The sequence below is a fragment of the Flavobacterium sp. genome (assembly GCF_043778725.1).
GTDB lineage: Bacteria > Bacteroidota > Bacteroidia > Flavobacteriales > Flavobacteriaceae > Flavobacterium.
This window is the reverse complement of the sequence record NZ_JAYWFT010000091.1, coordinates 1-16,368: the sequence shown is the minus strand read 5'-3', so window position 1 is coordinate 16,368 and position 16,368 is coordinate 1. Positions and strand designations below refer to the sequence as shown.

The following is a 16,368-nucleotide window of genomic DNA, read 5'->3' as shown; positions in this document are numbered from 1 at the left end:
ATAAATGTATTGTAAATACATCGCAATTAGGGTCTATTTTTTAAAAGAAAAATTCAAAGGGCTTTGGCCCTTTTTTTTATGAAAGTATTTATAGATGAAAGCGGTGATCTTGGCTGGACACTTGACAAACCTAACAGAAATGGTGGATCAAGTAAGTTCATAACTATTACTGGAATTGTCATTTCTGAAGAAGAAGAAAAATACATTTCAAGATTCATTGCTGATATTTACAAAAAATACAATCTCACCCCGAATATTGAAAAGAAAGGTGCAAATTTTATTCCTGAACATGCAGCTTATATTACTAGCCAATTAAATAAAATACTTTCTAAAAGTCATTCTTTTAAAATAATTTCTATTACTGTTAATAAATCAAAAGTATTTGAATCATTACGAAAAGATAAAAATATCTTTTACAATTATGTTCTTGGTTTATTACTCAAACCAGAAATAGTACAGCATAATAACATTGATATTATTTTAGATAAAAGAACAATTAAAGTAAGTCATGGCGAAAGTTTTCCTGATTACATTAAAACAGAAATTTGGGGTCAAGGACTTGATATTGAAATCTCATGTAGTTTTATAGAAAGCACTCATAATAAAATGATTTGGTTTGCCGATTGGTACGCTAATTTTATCTGGAGAAATCACGAAGACAATGAAAATAGTTCTTATAATTTATTAACACAACTTCCTAAAGATAAGTTTTTTGAAAAGAAATTATTTTTTTGATTTACAAGTAAATTTCTAAACAATTTTAATTATTTTTGTTTAGATTGTATAGTCAAGAGAATATTTGAATTAAAACTAAAATAAAAATGTTATTAATGTATTTAACAGAAATTAATTATGAGTACAATTGAATTGAAAAACATAGTAATTTCTAAAATATCAGAAATTAATGATGATGCATATTTGGCAGCAATTAATACAATTTTGGATAGTAAATCTGAAAGTATTGAAGAGTATAATTTGGATTTAAAAAAATCTGAAAATGATATTGCTCAAGGAAATGTTGCTACTCATAATCAAGTTTTAGAAAAAATTGCTCAATGGAAAAAGAGATAATTTGGACACAAACTTCTCAAAATCAGCTAGAAGATGTTTATTTTTATTTACTTGAAGAAACCAAAAGTTTTGAAATTGCAGATAAAGTTATTGATACATTAGTTACATCAGTAGAAATCCTAAAAAGTGATTGGGAAATTTATGAAACTGATGAAATGCGAATTCCAATTGATGTAAATTATCGCGCTTTTGAAAAATTTAATTATCGAATTTCCTATAAAATAGATGTTGAAAAAATCTATGTACTTAGAATAAGGCATACTAGCAGAAACCCAAAGTTTTATCGATAACAAATTATCTTAATAGCATTTGTTAGTCAAAATTCACCTATGAAATTCCAAGTCGTATCCGATTACAAACCCACAGGCGATCAGCCACAAGCCATTGAAAAACTTTCAAATGGAATTCTCAATGGCGAAAAACACCAAACTTTATTAGGAGTTACTGGTTCGGGTAAAACATTTACCGTTGCCAATGTAATTCAAAATGTTGAAAAACCTACGCTAGTTTTGGCCCACAACAAAACATTAGCAGCACAATTATATTCTGAATTTAAGCAGTTTTTTCCAAATAACTCGGTGCAATATTTCGTTTCCTACTACGATTATTACCAACCAGAAGCTTTTATTCCAGTTACAGGAACATTTATTGAAAAAGATTTATCTATCAATGAAGAATTAGAAAAATTGCGTTTAAGCACAACTTCTGCACTACTTTCTGGACGTCGTGATATTATTGTAATTTCCTCTGTATCTTGTATTTACGGTATTGGAAATCCAGTTGAGTTTCAGAAAAATGTGGTTACCATTGAAAAAAATCAAATCATTTCTCGTACCAAATTATTACACAAGTTAGTTCAAAGTCTATATTCAAGAACCGAAGCCGAATTTACGCCTGGAAATTTCAGAATTAAAGGCGACACGGTAGAAATTTTTCCGAGCTATGGTGACGAACCTTTTAGAATTCACTTTTTTGGTGATGAAATTGAAGAAATTGAAGCTTTTGATGCCCGAAGTTCACAAGTTTTAGAAAAATATGAAAAACTGACCGTTTATCCAGCCAATATGTTTGTGACTTCACCCGATGTTTTGCAAGCTGCCATTTGGGATATTCAGCAAGATTTGGTAAAGCAAGTCGATTATTTCAAGGAAATTGGTAAACATTTAGAAGCAAAACGACTAGAAGAGCGCACTAATTTCGATTTAGAAATGATTCGTGAACTCGGATATTGTTCAGGAATTGAGAATTATTCAAGATATCTTGACCGACGACTTCCAGGAACGCGACCTTTCTGTTTGTTAGATTATTTTCCAGATGATTTCTTGATGGTTGTCGATGAAAGTCATGTAACGATTTCACAAGTTCACGCCATGTATGGTGGCGATAGAAGTCGTAAAGAGAATTTGGTGGAATATGGTTTTCGACTTCCAGCTGCTATGGATAATCGTCCGCTGAAGTTTGAGGAATTTGAATCTATGCAAAATCAAGTCATTTATGTTTCGGCAACACCAGCAGATTATGAACTTCAAAAATCGGAAGGTGTTTATGTTGAACAAGTTATTCGTCCGACAGGATTATTGGATCCAATTATAGAAGTGCGTCCGAGTTTGAATCAAATTGACGATTTAATTGAAGAAATTCAGTTGCGTTGTGAAGTTGACGAACGTGTTTTAGTAACCACTTTAACCAAAAGAATGGCTGAAGAATTAACTAAATATTTGACAAAAGTTTCTATTCGTTGCCGTTATATTCACTCTGATGTTGATACTTTGGAGCGTGTAGAAATCATGCAAGATTTACGTAAAGGTTTGTTTGACGTATTAATTGGAGTAAACTTACTTCGCGAAGGCTTGGATTTACCCGAGGTTTCATTAGTTGCCATTTTAGATGCCGATAAAGAAGGATTTCTTAGAAGTCATCGCTCGCTTACGCAAACTGTGGGTCGTGCTGCGAGAAACGTAAACGGAAAAGCAATTATGTATGGAGATAAAATCACGGCTTCAATGCAAAAAACGATTGATGAAACCAATTACCGTCGTGAAAAACAAATAAATTACAACACTAAACATGGATTGGCTCCAAAGGCATTGAACAAAAGTTTGGGAAGTGCTTTAGGGAACAACTCCATTTCTACAAAATATTACGAAGAGCAAGTATTGAAAGCTGCCGAACCAGAAAGCGAGTATTTATCGAAACCCGAGATAGAACAAAAAATTCGTAATGCTAGAAAAGCTATGGAAAAAGCGGCTAAAGATTTAGATTTTATGCAAGCTGCAAAATACCGTGATGAGATTAAAGCATTACAAGAAAGAATATAAAATATTAGGTTTTTTGTTTTTTCTTTTTAGCTGCAGGAAATAAAACATTATTTAAAATTAATCTGAAACCAGGAGAATTAGGATGCAAATCTAAAATTGTTGGTGCATCACCCACATGATGTTGATAATCTTCGGGATCATGTCCTCCATAGAATGTAAAAAATCCTTTTCCTTTTTGACCATGAATGTACCTTGCTTCGTCATTTAATTCATTAGTTGCTAGAATTAGCACATTAGATTTTATTAAATTTCTGTCAAATGCAGTTGTTTGTCCCATAAAACCTTTTACTAATTGAGTGTGATTTTGACATAACATACTCGGAATTACATCCCATTTAGCAGAGAATTCCATAAGTGTAAAATAGTCTTTCTCCATTGGCATATTTCTTTTTTCAGTCAAATCGATATTAGAAAATTCATAATGTTCTGGTTTTCTATCTAAGATGAAATCTTTAAATGCAAATGTTTTGGTATAGTCTATCTTAGATTGGTAGTTGGATTCGCTTTGATCACCATCAAACATTGGTTCGCAAATATCTACTCCTTCGGCAGCAAGTGCAATATCAAAACTATCTGTTGCAGAACACATTGCAAACATAAATCCGCCGCCAATTACAAAATCTCTTATTTTTTTAGATACGGCTAACTTTTCTTCTGATACTTTAGTGAATCCTAATTTAGTGGCTAATGCTTCTGCGTCTTTCTTTTGATCGATGTACCACGGCATATTTCTAAAAGCTCCATAAAACTTACCATATTGACCTGTAAAATCTTCATGATGCAAGTGCAACCAATCATAGAGTATCAATTGATCTGATAAAACCTCTTCATCATATATTGGCGTAAAAGGAATTTCAGCATAAGTTAAAACCATGGTTACGGCATCGTCCCAAGGTTGTTTTCCTTTAGGTGTATATACAGCAATCTTGGGTGCTTTTTCTAAAACTACAGTTTCCATGTTTTGTGATGGTGAAGCTATTTCATCCAAAATTTGATTGGCTTCTGCATCTGATAAAATTTCAAAACTAACACCTCTTATTTGGCATTCTTTTCTAATATCTGAGGCATCGGGCAATAAAAAGGAACCACCTCTATAGTTTAATAGCCAGCTAGCTTTATATTTTTTATCTAGGCACCAGTAGGTTATGCCATAAGCTTTAAGATGATTTTTTTGGGTAGTTTCATCCATTGGCAGCAATATAAAATTGGCACGCACTTGCACAATAAAAACTAAAAAAAGTACGGTTAAGATTGATTTTAAAGATTTCATCTTGTTTAAATAAATTTATTTCGAAGATACGATTTTTAAAAGTTACCATCAAATAGCTAGTTTGTTAAATTAAATAAAAAAACCAAAAACACGTAAAACTACGTATATGAGAGAAATATATAGTACTTATTTTTGGGACATAAATAATTTAATAATTATTAGCTATGAATCTAAATCAAACTGTTACTATGGGTAATTCTTTTAAAAGCTTAAATCTAACAAAAAAACTAGGTGTATCATTATTTTTAGTGATTCTTGTAGTTTATTTAGTATTGTCAGTAAAATTTATTTTAAGCTAAAAATTATGGACTATCCACTAAAATTAAATTCAAACAGAACCTATATGTCTGATTTAGATGTTATTATACATTCTATAAAGACTAACGGAAATGCAAAAAAATGCAATACAATTATTGTTTCTCATCCTGATTGTGTGTCGTTAAAGTTGTATATGAATTTTGCATTAGAACAAAACTCGAAAAATCCACCTACAAAAGCTTCTCTTACAGTTTTAGGATTTGAAAATTCTTCTGGAAAAAAATTTAATTTTAAAATGGAACCATTTCCTTGCGATGAATTTGCAAGAGAGGCGCAAACAATAGACTTAGATGTAAGTTATAAAAATATGGGATATTCTATGGAATTACCTAAAATAACTAATCTTAATTTACTTGAAAGTATAAACAATCTTAATGCCTACAATGGCTCAAGAGAAATAGGAAGACTTGAAATTGACTCTATTGCTAAAATGTTGATTATTACTAGTGAGGCAATTCGATTTTCATCTGTTGCAAAAGGAGTAAGTAGTATTTTAGAGAATGAGGTCGCATTTACTCCAAATTTATTTGAAATTATTGGTTGGGGTGGACATTCTATTGCTAATTAAATTACAGAACGTCCAATTTTATTACCTTATTTTGAACTGCATACACAACAAGACCAGCGATATTTTTAGATTCTGTTTTAAGCATTAAACTAGTTCTATGACCTTCTACTGTCCTGGAACTTATAAATAATTTTTCGGCAATTTCATTGGTACTCAACTGTTGACAAATAAGATCAAGAACCTCTCTTTCTCTAGAAGTTATAAATTCTTCATCAAATTTACTTTTATTTGCTTTTCTATCAGAAATTATATCGTCTTGAATTACTTTCATGACAACTTCATTATAGAAAAATCCCTTTTCTGCAACCTCATTAATGGTATCAATCATCTCTTTGGGCGATGCATTTTTTACAAGATAAGATGATGCTCCTACGTTAATCATATTGGCAATAAACGATTTTGTATTATAACTAGTAAGCGCTATAATTTTTATTTCTGGAAAATCTTTATGTATAGTTTTGGTCGCCTCTACTCCATTTATTTCGGGCATTTTTAAATCCATCAAAATTATATCTGGTAGATTTTCCTTTTGTTGTAAGTATTCAATAACATCACTCCCATTAGAAGCTTCAAATACAATTTCTATATTTTCTTCTCTTTGTAATAAAAAATAAATTCCTTTACGAAATAATTCTTCATCGTCTGCAAGTAAAATTTTTATAGTTTTATTCATATCCTAAAAAGTAAAAACCATTTTAAAACCATCATTTATTTTAGAATTTATTGTGAAGTTTCCGTTTAAAAAATTCACTCTACTTTCAATATTTTTCATTCCTAAACCTTTGAGATTATTCTCGTTTTTAGTGTCAAATCCTACTCCGTTATCTGAATAAAAACAAGTATTTATACCATCTACATTTTTAAAATCTATGATAACTTTACTAGCTTTTCCATGGCGAACAGAATTGTTTAATAACTCCTGAAGAATTCTAAAAACATGCAAATTTCTATCAATATCTACCTCGTTAAATTCTAATTCATTTTTATATTGAACATCAATAGATTTAGTACTATTATATTCTAAAGCTAGTTCTTCAATACCGGCATGAAGTCCAAATTTTTCTAAAACTGGCGGCAATAAATCATGAGCAATTCTCCTAGAATTATCTAAAGCCTTAACAGTCAGGTCTGTAATGTTATTTGTTATCTCTAAAAACTCGGTTTCAGAAAGATTAGGCGTTTTTAGCAAATGTGTATTTAAGGATACTACATTTAATTTAGAACTAATATCGTCGTGCAAATCTTGTGCAATGCGCTTACGTTCTGCTTCTTGAGTAAGAATAACAGATCTTAAAAGTTCTTTTTGATGGTTAATTTCTAGATTTTTTTTTTCAATCTCTTTTTTAATAATTTTTTTTCTAGAAAAATAAAAAAACAAGATTAAAACACATGCCATTATTAAAAAAGTAATAAAAATACATGCTAGCACTTGATTAGAATCATTTTGTAAAAAAAATGTTTGTGTATTATTCTTCATATTCTTTTCTTGAAAAATTAACTTTCCACTCAATAAAAACTAATATTTGATAAAGTGTGTATAGAATAACGTTTAAATTAGCTATTAGATAACCAAAATCTCTACCATAAGTAACCTGTAAATTGTGCATTAAGAAAGGTACTGAACTACCAAATAGATAAATCAAAATACCACAGTTTATAATGTAAAATACTTTTTTATTGGACAACATATTGTAAAAATGAAAAGTACTGTATATAATTATAGCAACAGAAGTCAGTACAATTTCAAGTAAACTTAGCTTGAAAATAACATTGGGGTCAAGTACAATATTTATGAGTATTGCAGCTGTTATTGTAAATAATGAAACTTTTACTATCTTCTTTTGATACTCTTCTTTCATGAGTTCTAAGAAAAACAAGCTAAGCAAAATAAACTGTAACGTAAAATAAAAATGCGAAACTGACAAGTTTTCATACCCCAATTTTATAACAACTACAGATACAAGTTGAATAATTAAAATAACCCCAAGGTATATAGTGAATATTTTAAATGCTTTACTTCTTTTACTAAATTGAAATAGAAATAAAATAAAATTCAATACCAAAAAGCCATTTGCTATAAAATTAAATATATGAAATATCAATTTCATATTCTTATCATTGGGCTTTCTAAATCACAATATTGCGGACACGTAGTTGTGTAGTCATAGATGTAATGTCCGTTGTCATAATCTATTAAATCTTTACCATCTGTTGTAACACCTACAAGCATAAGTTTATGATTTCCAAGTTCATCAATACCTACATAAGCTCTAACATCTTGCACATCGCGTTCTTCCATAAGTTGTGTAATATCAACTTGAGGTATTAAAAAAGCTTTTACAATATGTGCTGGATTTGATCTCCATTTTAAAGCCCAATTTTGAGCTGTTTCCAAAGAAATTACATTAGTGCTACTCATAATATTTATTTAGTTAAATTGAATAATTAGTTATTATAAATTAATCTTGAAAAAGTTTTTTGCGTGCATAATTAAATCGCATAATGATTAATAATGCCATTATTACAAAAGTAAAAAATACAATGATAACAAATTGTGCCGGATAGGCTTTACTATAATTTATTAAAAACATAAATTATTTGATTTTTAAACATTACACATTCAACTAAAATTATTGTTATATAATATTAATTCTGTATAAATGTAAGGTTTATAAATCTTAACTTAAAATTTAGGAGTAAAATCAGGTATAAATACGTAGCTTGTTTCTTACGCCTTTAATTAAAATGGAACATCACTATCATCGTCATTAGAGTTGGAACTACTACCAAATGCTTCATTGGCAGATGGAAGATTTTTAGTCATGAATGGATTATCATCATGATTCATCTTAGACGGTAAGTCGTCAAATCCGCCACCATATTCTTCAAGATTATCAAATTTACCTAAGTTACCAATAAATTTTAGTCGCACATTTTCTAGTGAACCATTTCTGTGTTTGGCAATAATAAATTCAGCTTGTCCTGCTGTTGGCGATTGATCGTCGTCATCCCATTCTTCAATTTTATAGTATTCTGGGCGATAAATAAACGAAACAATATCGGCATCTTGTTCAATTGCTCCAGATTCTCGAAGGTCAGATAGTAAAGGTCGTTTACTAGAACCACGAGTTTCTACAGCACGAGACAACTGCGAAAGTGCAATTACTGGTACTTCGAGTTCTTTAGCAAGTGCTTTTAAGTTTCTAGAAATTGTTGAAATTTCTTGCTCACGATTTCCGCCTCCTTTACCGTTTCCACCAGCCGTCATTAATTGAAGGTAATCTACAATAATAAGTTTTATGCCGTGTTGCGATGCTAAACGTCTTGCTTTAGCACGTAAATCAAATATAGAAAGTGATGGAGAATCGTCAATAAATAAAGGAGCTTTTTCTAGATCTTTAACCTTTACAGATAGCTGTTCCCATTCGTGTTTTTCTAACTTTCCTGTACGAAGTTTTTCAGATGATAAGCCAGTTTCTGAAGAAATTAAACGTGTTATTAACTGAACAGAAGACATTTCAAGTGAAAATAATGCTACTGGATGTCCAAAATCTATGGCTACATTTCGAGCCATTGATAGTACAAATGCCGTCTTTCCCATTCCGGGTCTTGCTGCAATAATTACTAAATCGGAAGGTTGCCAACCAGAAGTAATTTTATCTAATTTATCAAAACCTGTTGCTATTCCAGATAAACCCTCTTTATTGGCAATTTCTTCTATTCGTTTTTTGGCTTGAATAACTAAACTCTGCGCTGTTTCTGAACTACGTTTTATATTTCCTTGGGTAACTTCATATAATTTAGACTCGGCTTTGTCTAATAAATCAAATACATCGGTAGTTTCATCATACGATTCTTCAATGATTTCTGATGAAATTCTAATTAAACTTCTTTGAATATATTTCTGCAAAATAATGCGTGAGTGAAACTCAATATGTGCCGATGATGCTATTTTTTGTGTAAGCTGAATTAAGTAAAAATCGCCTCCAGCCAAGTCTAGCTTTGCATTCTTCTTTAACTGTGATGAAACTGTTAACAAGTCAATAGGTTGCGAATCTGTGAATAACTGAAAAATAGCTTCAAAAATGTGTTTGTGTGCATCTTTATAAAACGCATCTGCTTGAAGAATATCTATAACCTCATCTACACCTTTTTTATCAATCATCATTGCACCAAGAACGGCTTCCTCAAGATCTAGTGCTTGTGGCGGAAGTTTTCCTTTTTCAAGATTGATAATCGTAGTTTTATCTACTTTTATTGGGTTTATATTTCTGAGATTTTCCATGTAGCGAAAGTAACCTATTCTTTAATTTTTATGAAGTTTAGTTATTACAAAATTATGTTTATAACTAAATGTTTTTTGTTAATAACCAAAAAAATATCCGTCTCGTTCTAGGTTTTAGTACGACACGGATATTATAGTATTTTGTAAGATTTTACTCTTTATATTCGCCCATTTTACTGTATTTATCCATTCTACTCATCACTAAGTCGGTTGTTGATAAATCTTTCAGCTCATTAAACGCTTTCGTAATATATTGTTGTACCGTTTTAAAAGTAGTTTCTCTATCATAATGTGCTCCGCCGAGTGGCTCAGGAATGATATCATCAACTAATTTTTGTTTTTTCATATCGGCAGAAGTCAGTTTTAAAGCTTCGGCAGCTTGTTCTTTATATTCCCAACTTTTCCAAAGAATTGAGGAACAAGATTCGGGTGAAATTACAGAATACCAAGTATTTTCCATCATTAAAACTCTGTCTCCAACGCCTATTCCTAATGCTCCACCAGATGCACCTTCGCCTACTATAACGCAAATAATTGGTACCTTTAGTCTAACCATTTCTAGAATATTTCTTGCAATTGCCTCGCCTTGACCACGCTCTTCTGCTTCCAATCCTGGATATGCGCCTGGAGTATCAATAAATGTAACTACAGGAATTCCAAATTTTTCGGCCATTTTCATTAAACGCAATGCTTTTCTATAACCTTCGGGATTTGCCATTCCAAAGTTTCTGTATTGACGTGTTTTAGTATTGTATCCTTTTTGTTGACCAATAATCATAAATGATTGTCCATCAATTTTACCTAAACCGCCTACCATTGCTTTGTCATCTTTGAAACCTCTGTCGCCAAAAAGTTCTAGAAATGTATCGCCGCAAATAGCGTTGATATGATCCATAGTATAAGGTCTATTTGGATGACGCGATAATTGCACACGTTGCCAAGCCGTTAGATTTTTATATATTTTTCGTTTAGTTTCGTCTAGTTTTTTTTCTATTTGTTTGCAAGTATTGGTAACATCAACATCTGATTCTTGACCAATTATTTGACATTTGTCTAACTGGTCTTCCAATTCTTTTATAGGAAGTTCAAAATCTAAATATTCCATAGGATTTGTACGATTAATTAAAATTCGAATTACAAAGATAAAATTTTAAATGTTCTATAAAAGTAATTTTACAGGATAAGTTTCAAAAAAACAGCTAAGTTGCTTTTGTCCTGCTTTTTATAATTCCATTTAAAATTACAGTTATTAATATAATTAAAGCTCCAAGATAAAATGCCGAACTCATTTGCTCTTTATCTTTAAAAATTAAAACCGCTAAAATAATTCCGTAAATAGGTTCTAGATTTATTGTTAGCATTACCGTATAGGGACTTAAAAACTTCATTACTGCAGTAGAGGCGATAAAAGCGTAAGCTGTACAAACCGAACTCAAAATGAGTAAATAAACAAAATTGGAAGTTGTTAATTGAAAAAAATCTGTATTGAAACTATTTGTGAACAATAGGAAAACAGAAAAAAACAATACGCCACCAGAAAGTTCATAAAATGATATTACCGTTGGATCATATTCTTTTACAAATTTACTATTAATAACTGCAAATGAAGCCGATAAAAATGCCGAAGTAAGAGCAAGAATAATACCTTCTGTATAATGACCTTCTACATTAAAAATGATTGAGAGTCCGAAAACTACAATTAAACCGAAGAAAATTTCATACCAAACAATCTTTTTTCCGAAGAAAATTGGTTCAATTAATGAAGTAAAAAAAGCTCCGGTAGACAAGCATGCTAAAGTTATAGAAACATTAGAAACCTTAATTGCTCTAAAAAAAGTGAACCAATGCAATGCAATTATAAGTCCTGCTACAAGAAATTTAAGAATTATTTTTTTGGGAATAACGATTGGTATTTTTTTAATTCTGATATAAATAAAAATAAAAACCACTGCAAATAACATTCTAAACCAAACTAATGGTAGCGCATCTAGCGTTATTAGCCTTCCTAAAATAGCGGTGAAACCCCAAATGAAAACTATCAGATGAAGATGGAGGTAACTTTTAGAATTATCGTTTAGCATTCCGTAGAAGATAAATGGCTAAAATTCCGAAAACTATATTCGGTATCCAGACAGCAATAATTGGTGGAGCACTAGATTTTTCAGCAAGAACACCAAAAACTTTATCTAGAAAAACGAAGGCAAAAGCCAGTAAAATTCCAATTGCAAGATTGATTCCCATTCCGCCACGACGCTTCATTGAAGAAACAGCAACAGCTATAATTGTTAATATAAATGCCGATATTGGGATGCTATACTTTTTATATAAAACAACCAAATAAACATTAATATTGGTTGACCCTCTTACCTTTTCTTTTTCGATAAACTTGATTAAGTCAAAATAAGATAAGGTTTCTGCAATGTAAACAACTGGAGTTAAATCTTCTAAATCAAATTTGAAAACGGTATCTTTCTTAGCAAAAGTTTCTATTACATCATTAAACGCTCCTATTTTTCGTTTTTTAAAATCAAATAATGTGTAGCTTTTATCTTTTTCATTATACTTAATTCTGTTGGCAGTGATTTTATATTTTAGTTTATTTTTTTCAAACTTTTCCATAGAAAAATTGAAAGCCATTTTAGAAACCGGATTAAAACTGCTAACATAAATATATTCATCTGCACTAATTTGCCTGTAAACATCACTATTATCACGCTTTTCATTTGATCCGTTTCCTATTAGATAATCATACCTAAAATTTTTAAATCCTTCACTAGCTCTTGGCACAAGGAAAAAACCCATAATTAAAGCAAATATTGATACAAATGTTGCTCCAATAATATAGGGTCTTAAAAATCTAGTAAATGAAATACCCGAACTTAAAATTGCAATAACCTCTGTATTATTGGCAAGTTTAGAAGTAAACCAAATTATGGATAAGAATAAAAATATAGGAAAAAGTAAATTAGCAAAATATATTGTAAAATCTACATAATACTGTGCAATCGCTTTAAAAGGCACATGATTTTCTAGCATTTTATTCACTTTTTCAGACACATCAATAGTAATTCCTATTGGAATAAACATCAACAACATTACTGAGAATGTAGTCAAATAGCGCTTTAAAATGTATTTGTCTAAAATTGTTAGCATAATTTTTTATTTGTTTAAAATTGTTTAAGTATTGTTTAAATTGGCATACTATTGTTCCATTTTACAATAATTTTATACCAATAAACTTTTAAACCATTAAACCTTACTATAATCTTTGGCTCATTTGTTTTACCATCATTTCTTTCCAAACTCTAAAATCTCCTGCAATAATATGCTTTCTTGCCTCACGAACCAACCACATATAAAATCCGAGATTGTGTATTGTTGCAATTTGTTTTCCTAGATATTCATTGGCTGCAAATAGATGACGAAGATAAGCTTTAGTATATTCAGTATCTACAAAGGTAATTCCCATTTCGTCTATAGGAGAAAAGTCGTCTTCCCACTTTTTGTTTTTGATGTTTATGGTTCCGTGAGCGGTAAAAAGCATTCCATTTCTTGCATTACGTGTTGGCATAACACAATCAAACATATCTACTCCAAGTGCAATATTTTCTAGAATGTTTATTGGAGTTCCAACACCCATTAAATAACGTGGTTTGTCTTCTGGAAGAATATCACAAACTACTTCGGTCATTGCATACATTTCTTCGGCAGGTTCACCTACAGAAAGTCCGCCAATGGCATTTCCTTGCTGACCAGAATTGGCAATATATTCGGCAGATTGTATCCTTAAATCTTTGTATGTACTTCCTTGAACTATTGGAAAAAATGTTTGTTCAAAACCATATTTGAAAGGTAATTTTTCTAAATGATTAATACATCTGTCTAACCATCGATGCGTCATTTTCATTGATCGCTGTGCATAACGATAATCACATGGATAAGGTGTACATTCGTCAAATGCCATAATGATATCGGCACCAATTGTGCGCTGAATTTCCATAACATTTTCGGGTGTAAAAAAATGATACGAGCCGTCAATATGTGATTTGAATTTTACGCCTTCTTCTTTAATTTTTCTATTTGCAGAGAGCGAATACACTTGATATCCGCCAGAATCGGTCAAGATATTTCTATCCCAATTCATAAATTTGTGCAATCCGCCAGCTTTTTCAAGGATTTGTGTTTGCGGTCGCAAATATAAATGGTAGGTGTTACCCAAAATGATATCTGGATTAATCTCTTCCTTTAATTCGCGTTGGTGTACACCTTTTACAGATGCTACGGTACCAACAGGCATAAATATTGGTGTTTCTATAACGCCATGATCGGTAGTTATTTTTCCGGCTCGGGCTTTAGAATTTGGGTCTTTTTGTAATAAATCGAATTTCATAAAAATAATTGAAGTGGCAAATATAATTTATTTAGATTTTAGGTTTCCGATTTTAAAGTTTAATTTAACAAAGTGCGTTATTTTGAAATTTAATTTCTTGCTATTTGGAGTAGCTAAATTTGTTATTTAATTTATAAGCAATAAGCTTTGTGTTAACTAAAGTATATCTGCTAAGGAATATTATTTTAAAAAATCTTACTTTTCTTTGTACAAATGTGGTTTTCCGTAAAATTAATATTTTGAAAGACAGTAATTTAGACAAATAAAATTTCTACATATGCTAAAGAAAACTATTTTACTAGAAAACAAAGCTTCTCTAACTGCCAAAAATCTTCAATTGGTTATAAAATCAGAAATAAGAGAGAGTACAATTCCTATTGAAGATATTGGATTTTTGGTTTTAGACCATCCCGAAATTTATTTAAGCATTCCTGCAATGAATTTAATGATAGAAAACAATACCTCTGTCATTGTTTGTAATTCCAATCATCTGCCAAATGGTATGTTCCTGAACCTCAACAGCCATCACATTCAGCAAGAGATATTCAAGAATCAGATAGATGCAAGTTTACCTCTTAAAAAACAACTTTGGCAACATACAATTATAGAAAAGATTACTAATCAAGGCATCTTATTAGAAAAAATTACTGGTGATAAAAATGTTTTCGATTTCTTGGCTTCCAAAGTTTTAAGTGGTGATACAAGTAATATGGAAGGCGTTGCAGCAAGCCAATATTGGAAATCATTTTTTGAGATAAAATTTAAACGCGAACGATTTGGTAATTATCCTAATAACTTTCTCAATTATGGCTATGCAATTCTAAGAGCAGCAACTGCAAGAGCTTTATCTGGAAGCGGTTTACTGAATACTTTAGGAATTCATCACAAAAGTAAATACAACGCTTTTGCATTAGCAGATGATATTATGGAACCTTACCGACCAATTGTAGATGAAAAAGTTTTTGAAATTATGCAAAACTATGAAGAGCAAGTACTGAACACTGTTTTAAAATCGGAATTATTACAAATTCTTACTCGAACGGTTTATTTTAAAGAAGAGAAAAGTCCGTTAATGGTTGCACTCCAAAAAACTGCTAGTTCATTGCAGCAATGTTATACTGGCGAAAGAAAGAAGATAAAATATCCAAAATTATGGAACTAAACGGATACCGAATTATGTGGTTATTTGTATTTTTTGATTTACCGACAGAAACTAAAAAGGACAAAAAAAATGCGTCCGGATTTAGAAACAGCCTATTAAAAGATGGTTTTAGCATGATGCAATATTCTGTTTATGTGCGTCATTGTGCAAGTAGCGAAAGTGCCGATGTTCACGAAAAAAGAATTCACAGATTATTACCACCGTTAGGAAAAGTAAGCGTCTTGCGAATAACGGATAAGCAATTTGGAAATATTCTCAACTTTTGGGGTAAAGCCGAAGTGCCAAAAGAAGCGCAACCAACACAATTGGAATTGTTTTGAAACAAAAAAATGCTCCAATCTTGGCTTATCAAACCAAAAAAGGAGCATTTTTTATTACGATATTTCAATTTATTCTATTGATTATTAGAAGGTAACGAGCCAACTAATATCGTGTTTTCTAATCTTTAATCAAACCACAACGCATCGATTCAAGCAAAGCAGAAATTCCAAAATATCGTGTTTTCTAATCTTTAATCAAACCACAACTGTATTCGTTGAACATATAAAGTTTACCGTAATATCGTGTTTTCTAATCTTTAATCAAACCACAACGGTGCAGTGCGGGACAAAACAAACATAAACAATATCGTGTTTTCTAATCTTTAATCAAACCACAACTTGCCAAACTCGATCCCTAACAATAAACTCAATATCGTGTTTTCTAATCTTTAATCAAACCACAACCAATTTGCCTTAACGGTTTCTACATAAGCTAATATCGTGTTTTCTAATCTTTAATCAAACCACAACCGCTTTAACCTCTTCTCCAAAACTTACGTTAATATCGTGTTTTCTAATCTTTAATCAAACCACAACGGTTTGTTTTGGCTCAGCGGAAAGATTAAGAATATCGTGTTTTCTAATCTTTAATCAAACCACAACATGTCAAATATTGCCATTTCTTTTATTGTTAATATCGTGTTTTCTAATCTTTAATCAAACCAC

General features: G+C 30.9%; 17 protein-coding genes and 1 CRISPR repeat array. Of the genes, 7 read left to right on the top strand and 10 right to left on the bottom strand.

The features are described from left to right. The first annotated feature begins 78 nt into the window (after positions 1-78). The 4 genes from ACH2CG_RS08220 to uvrB all read left to right on the top strand — a co-directional run bounded on the left by ACH2CG_RS08220 (position 79) and on the right by uvrB (position 3,389). Entirely contained in the window at positions 79-735 is a 657-nt protein-coding gene (locus ACH2CG_RS08220) for a DUF3800 domain-containing protein (RefSeq protein ID WP_395064040.1), read from the top strand. Positions 736-852: 117 nt separating this feature from the next. After that, complete coding sequence (locus ACH2CG_RS08215) at positions 853-1,071, top strand: hypothetical protein (RefSeq protein ID WP_395064038.1); 219 nt, start codon at positions 853-855, stop codon at positions 1,069-1,071. Beyond that, complete coding sequence (locus tag ACH2CG_RS08210) at positions 1,056-1,361, top strand: type II toxin-antitoxin system RelE/ParE family toxin (RefSeq protein ID WP_395064036.1); 306 nt, start codon at positions 1,056-1,058, stop codon at positions 1,359-1,361. Before ACH2CG_RS08215 ends, ACH2CG_RS08210 begins: the two co-directional genes overlap by 16 nt. Before the next feature lie 39 nt (positions 1,362-1,400). After that, entirely contained in the window at positions 1,401-3,389 is a 1,989-nt protein-coding gene (gene uvrB, locus ACH2CG_RS08205; RefSeq protein ID WP_395064033.1) for an excinuclease ABC subunit UvrB, read from the top strand. 4 nt (positions 3,390-3,393) lie between these two features. Here uvrB and ACH2CG_RS08200 read toward each other — a convergent pair whose 3' ends face one another. After that, complete coding sequence (locus ACH2CG_RS08200; protein WP_395064031.1) at positions 3,394-4,659, bottom strand: asparagine synthetase B; 1,266 nt, start codon at positions 4,657-4,659, stop codon at positions 3,394-3,396. Between the two features lie 304 nt (positions 4,660-4,963). Between ACH2CG_RS08200 and ACH2CG_RS08195 the strand changes: the two genes are divergently transcribed. Then, positions 4,964-5,545: a ribosome-inactivating family protein gene (locus tag ACH2CG_RS08195; protein WP_395064030.1), complete on the top strand. Its 582-nt coding sequence runs from the start codon at positions 4,964-4,966 to the stop codon at positions 5,543-5,545. Position 5,546: 1 nt separating this feature from the next. Here ACH2CG_RS08195 and ACH2CG_RS08190 read toward each other — a convergent pair whose 3' ends face one another. The 9 genes from ACH2CG_RS08190 to tgt all read right to left on the bottom strand — a co-directional run bounded on the left by ACH2CG_RS08190 (position 5,547) and on the right by tgt (position 14,220). After that, positions 5,547-6,218, bottom strand: coding sequence for a response regulator (locus ACH2CG_RS08190; protein WP_395064028.1), 672 nt, complete (start codon positions 6,216-6,218; stop codon positions 5,547-5,549). Positions 6,219-6,221: 3 nt separating this feature from the next. Beyond that, entirely contained in the window at positions 6,222-7,022 is an 801-nt protein-coding gene (locus tag ACH2CG_RS08185; protein ID WP_395064026.1) for a sensor histidine kinase, read from the bottom strand. Then, complete coding sequence (locus ACH2CG_RS08180; RefSeq protein ID WP_395064024.1) at positions 7,012-7,404, bottom strand: hypothetical protein; 393 nt, start codon at positions 7,402-7,404, stop codon at positions 7,012-7,014. Before ACH2CG_RS08180 ends, ACH2CG_RS08185 begins: the two co-directional genes overlap by 11 nt. Before the next feature lie 245 nt (positions 7,405-7,649). Continuing rightward, positions 7,650-7,964 carry a hypothetical protein gene (locus ACH2CG_RS08175; RefSeq protein WP_395064022.1) on the bottom strand — a complete coding sequence of 105 codons (315 nt, stop codon included), beginning with the start codon at positions 7,962-7,964 and terminating at the stop codon, positions 7,650-7,652. 321 nt (positions 7,965-8,285) lie between these two features. Beyond that, positions 8,286-9,830, bottom strand: a complete 1,545-nt coding sequence (gene dnaB / locus ACH2CG_RS08170) for a replicative DNA helicase (protein WP_395064020.1) — start codon at positions 9,828-9,830, stop codon at positions 8,286-8,288. Between the two features lie 151 nt (positions 9,831-9,981). After that, positions 9,982-10,935, bottom strand: a complete 954-nt coding sequence (locus ACH2CG_RS08165; RefSeq protein ID WP_395064018.1) for an acetyl-CoA carboxylase carboxyltransferase subunit alpha — start codon at positions 10,933-10,935, stop codon at positions 9,982-9,984. 94 nt (positions 10,936-11,029) lie between these two features. Continuing rightward, positions 11,030-11,911: a DMT family transporter gene (locus tag ACH2CG_RS08160; RefSeq protein WP_395064016.1), complete on the bottom strand. Its 882-nt coding sequence runs from the start codon at positions 11,909-11,911 to the stop codon at positions 11,030-11,032. Further along, on the bottom strand, positions 11,898-12,983 hold the full coding sequence (locus ACH2CG_RS08155; protein WP_395064014.1) for an LptF/LptG family permease: 1,086 nt from the start codon (positions 12,981-12,983) through the stop codon (positions 11,898-11,900). The genes ACH2CG_RS08160 and ACH2CG_RS08155 overlap by 14 nt, the downstream gene beginning before the upstream one ends. 106 nt (positions 12,984-13,089) lie before the next feature. Continuing rightward, positions 13,090-14,220: a tRNA guanosine(34) transglycosylase Tgt gene (tgt, locus tag ACH2CG_RS08150; protein ID WP_395064012.1), complete on the bottom strand. Its 1,131-nt coding sequence runs from the start codon at positions 14,218-14,220 to the stop codon at positions 13,090-13,092. Between the two features lie 277 nt (positions 14,221-14,497). On the opposite strand from tgt, the gene cas1 reads away from it, so the two are divergent. Both cas1 and cas2 read left to right on the top strand, forming a co-directional pair. After that, positions 14,498-15,382 carry a type II CRISPR-associated endonuclease Cas1 gene (cas1, locus tag ACH2CG_RS08145; RefSeq protein WP_395064010.1) on the top strand — a complete coding sequence of 295 codons (885 nt, stop codon included), beginning with the start codon at positions 14,498-14,500 and terminating at the stop codon, positions 15,380-15,382. Then, positions 15,373-15,702 (top strand): CRISPR-associated endonuclease Cas2, encoded by a 330-nt coding sequence (gene cas2, locus ACH2CG_RS08140; RefSeq protein WP_395064009.1) that lies wholly within the window; start codon positions 15,373-15,375, stop codon positions 15,700-15,702. The genes cas1 and cas2 overlap by 10 nt, the downstream gene beginning before the upstream one ends. Before the next feature lie 105 nt (positions 15,703-15,807). After that, a CRISPR array of direct repeats spans positions 15,808-16,368; the repeat unit is 33 nt; unit sequence AATATCGTGTTTTCTAATCTTTAATCAAACCAC.

Excerpts from the sequence above, each read along its gene's own strand:
- cas2 (WP_395064009.1), top strand. The coding sequence starts at position 15,373 with ATGGAACTAAACGGATACCGAATTATGTGGTTATTTGTATTTTTTGAT.
- ACH2CG_RS08215 (WP_395064038.1), top strand. The coding sequence starts at position 853 with ATGAGTACAATTGAATTGAAAAACATAGTAATTTCTAAAATATCAGAA.
- ACH2CG_RS08195 (WP_395064030.1), top strand. The coding sequence starts at position 4,964 with ATGGACTATCCACTAAAATTAAATTCAAACAGAACCTATATGTCTGAT.
- ACH2CG_RS08210 (WP_395064036.1), top strand. The coding sequence starts at position 1,056 with ATGGAAAAAGAGATAATTTGGACACAAACTTCTCAAAATCAGCTAGAA.
- tgt (WP_395064012.1), bottom strand. The coding sequence starts at position 14,220 with ATGAAATTCGATTTATTACAAAAAGACCCAAATTCTAAAGCCCGAGCC.
- dnaB (WP_395064020.1), bottom strand. The coding sequence starts at position 9,830 with ATGGAAAATCTCAGAAATATAAACCCAATAAAAGTAGATAAAACTACG.
- ACH2CG_RS08190 (WP_395064028.1), bottom strand. The coding sequence starts at position 6,218 with ATGAATAAAACTATAAAAATTTTACTTGCAGACGATGAAGAATTATTT.
- cas1 (WP_395064010.1), top strand. The coding sequence starts at position 14,498 with ATGCTAAAGAAAACTATTTTACTAGAAAACAAAGCTTCTCTAACTGCC.
- ACH2CG_RS08155 (WP_395064014.1), bottom strand. The coding sequence starts at position 12,983 with ATGCTAACAATTTTAGACAAATACATTTTAAAGCGCTATTTGACTACA.
- ACH2CG_RS08180 (WP_395064024.1), bottom strand. The coding sequence starts at position 7,404 with ATGAAAGAAGAGTATCAAAAGAAGATAGTAAAAGTTTCATTATTTACA.
- ACH2CG_RS08220 (WP_395064040.1), top strand. The coding sequence starts at position 79 with ATGAAAGTATTTATAGATGAAAGCGGTGATCTTGGCTGGACACTTGAC.
- ACH2CG_RS08160 (WP_395064016.1), bottom strand. The coding sequence starts at position 11,911 with ATGCTAAACGATAATTCTAAAAGTTACCTCCATCTTCATCTGATAGTT.
- ACH2CG_RS08175 (WP_395064022.1), bottom strand. The coding sequence starts at position 7,964 with ATGAGTAGCACTAATGTAATTTCTTTGGAAACAGCTCAAAATTGGGCT.
- ACH2CG_RS08185 (WP_395064026.1), bottom strand. The coding sequence starts at position 7,022 with ATGAAGAATAATACACAAACATTTTTTTTACAAAATGATTCTAATCAA.
- ACH2CG_RS08165 (WP_395064018.1), bottom strand. The coding sequence starts at position 10,935 with ATGGAATATTTAGATTTTGAACTTCCTATAAAAGAATTGGAAGACCAG.
- uvrB (WP_395064033.1), top strand. The coding sequence starts at position 1,401 with ATGAAATTCCAAGTCGTATCCGATTACAAACCCACAGGCGATCAGCCA.
- ACH2CG_RS08200 (WP_395064031.1), bottom strand. The coding sequence starts at position 4,659 with ATGAAATCTTTAAAATCAATCTTAACCGTACTTTTTTTAGTTTTTATT.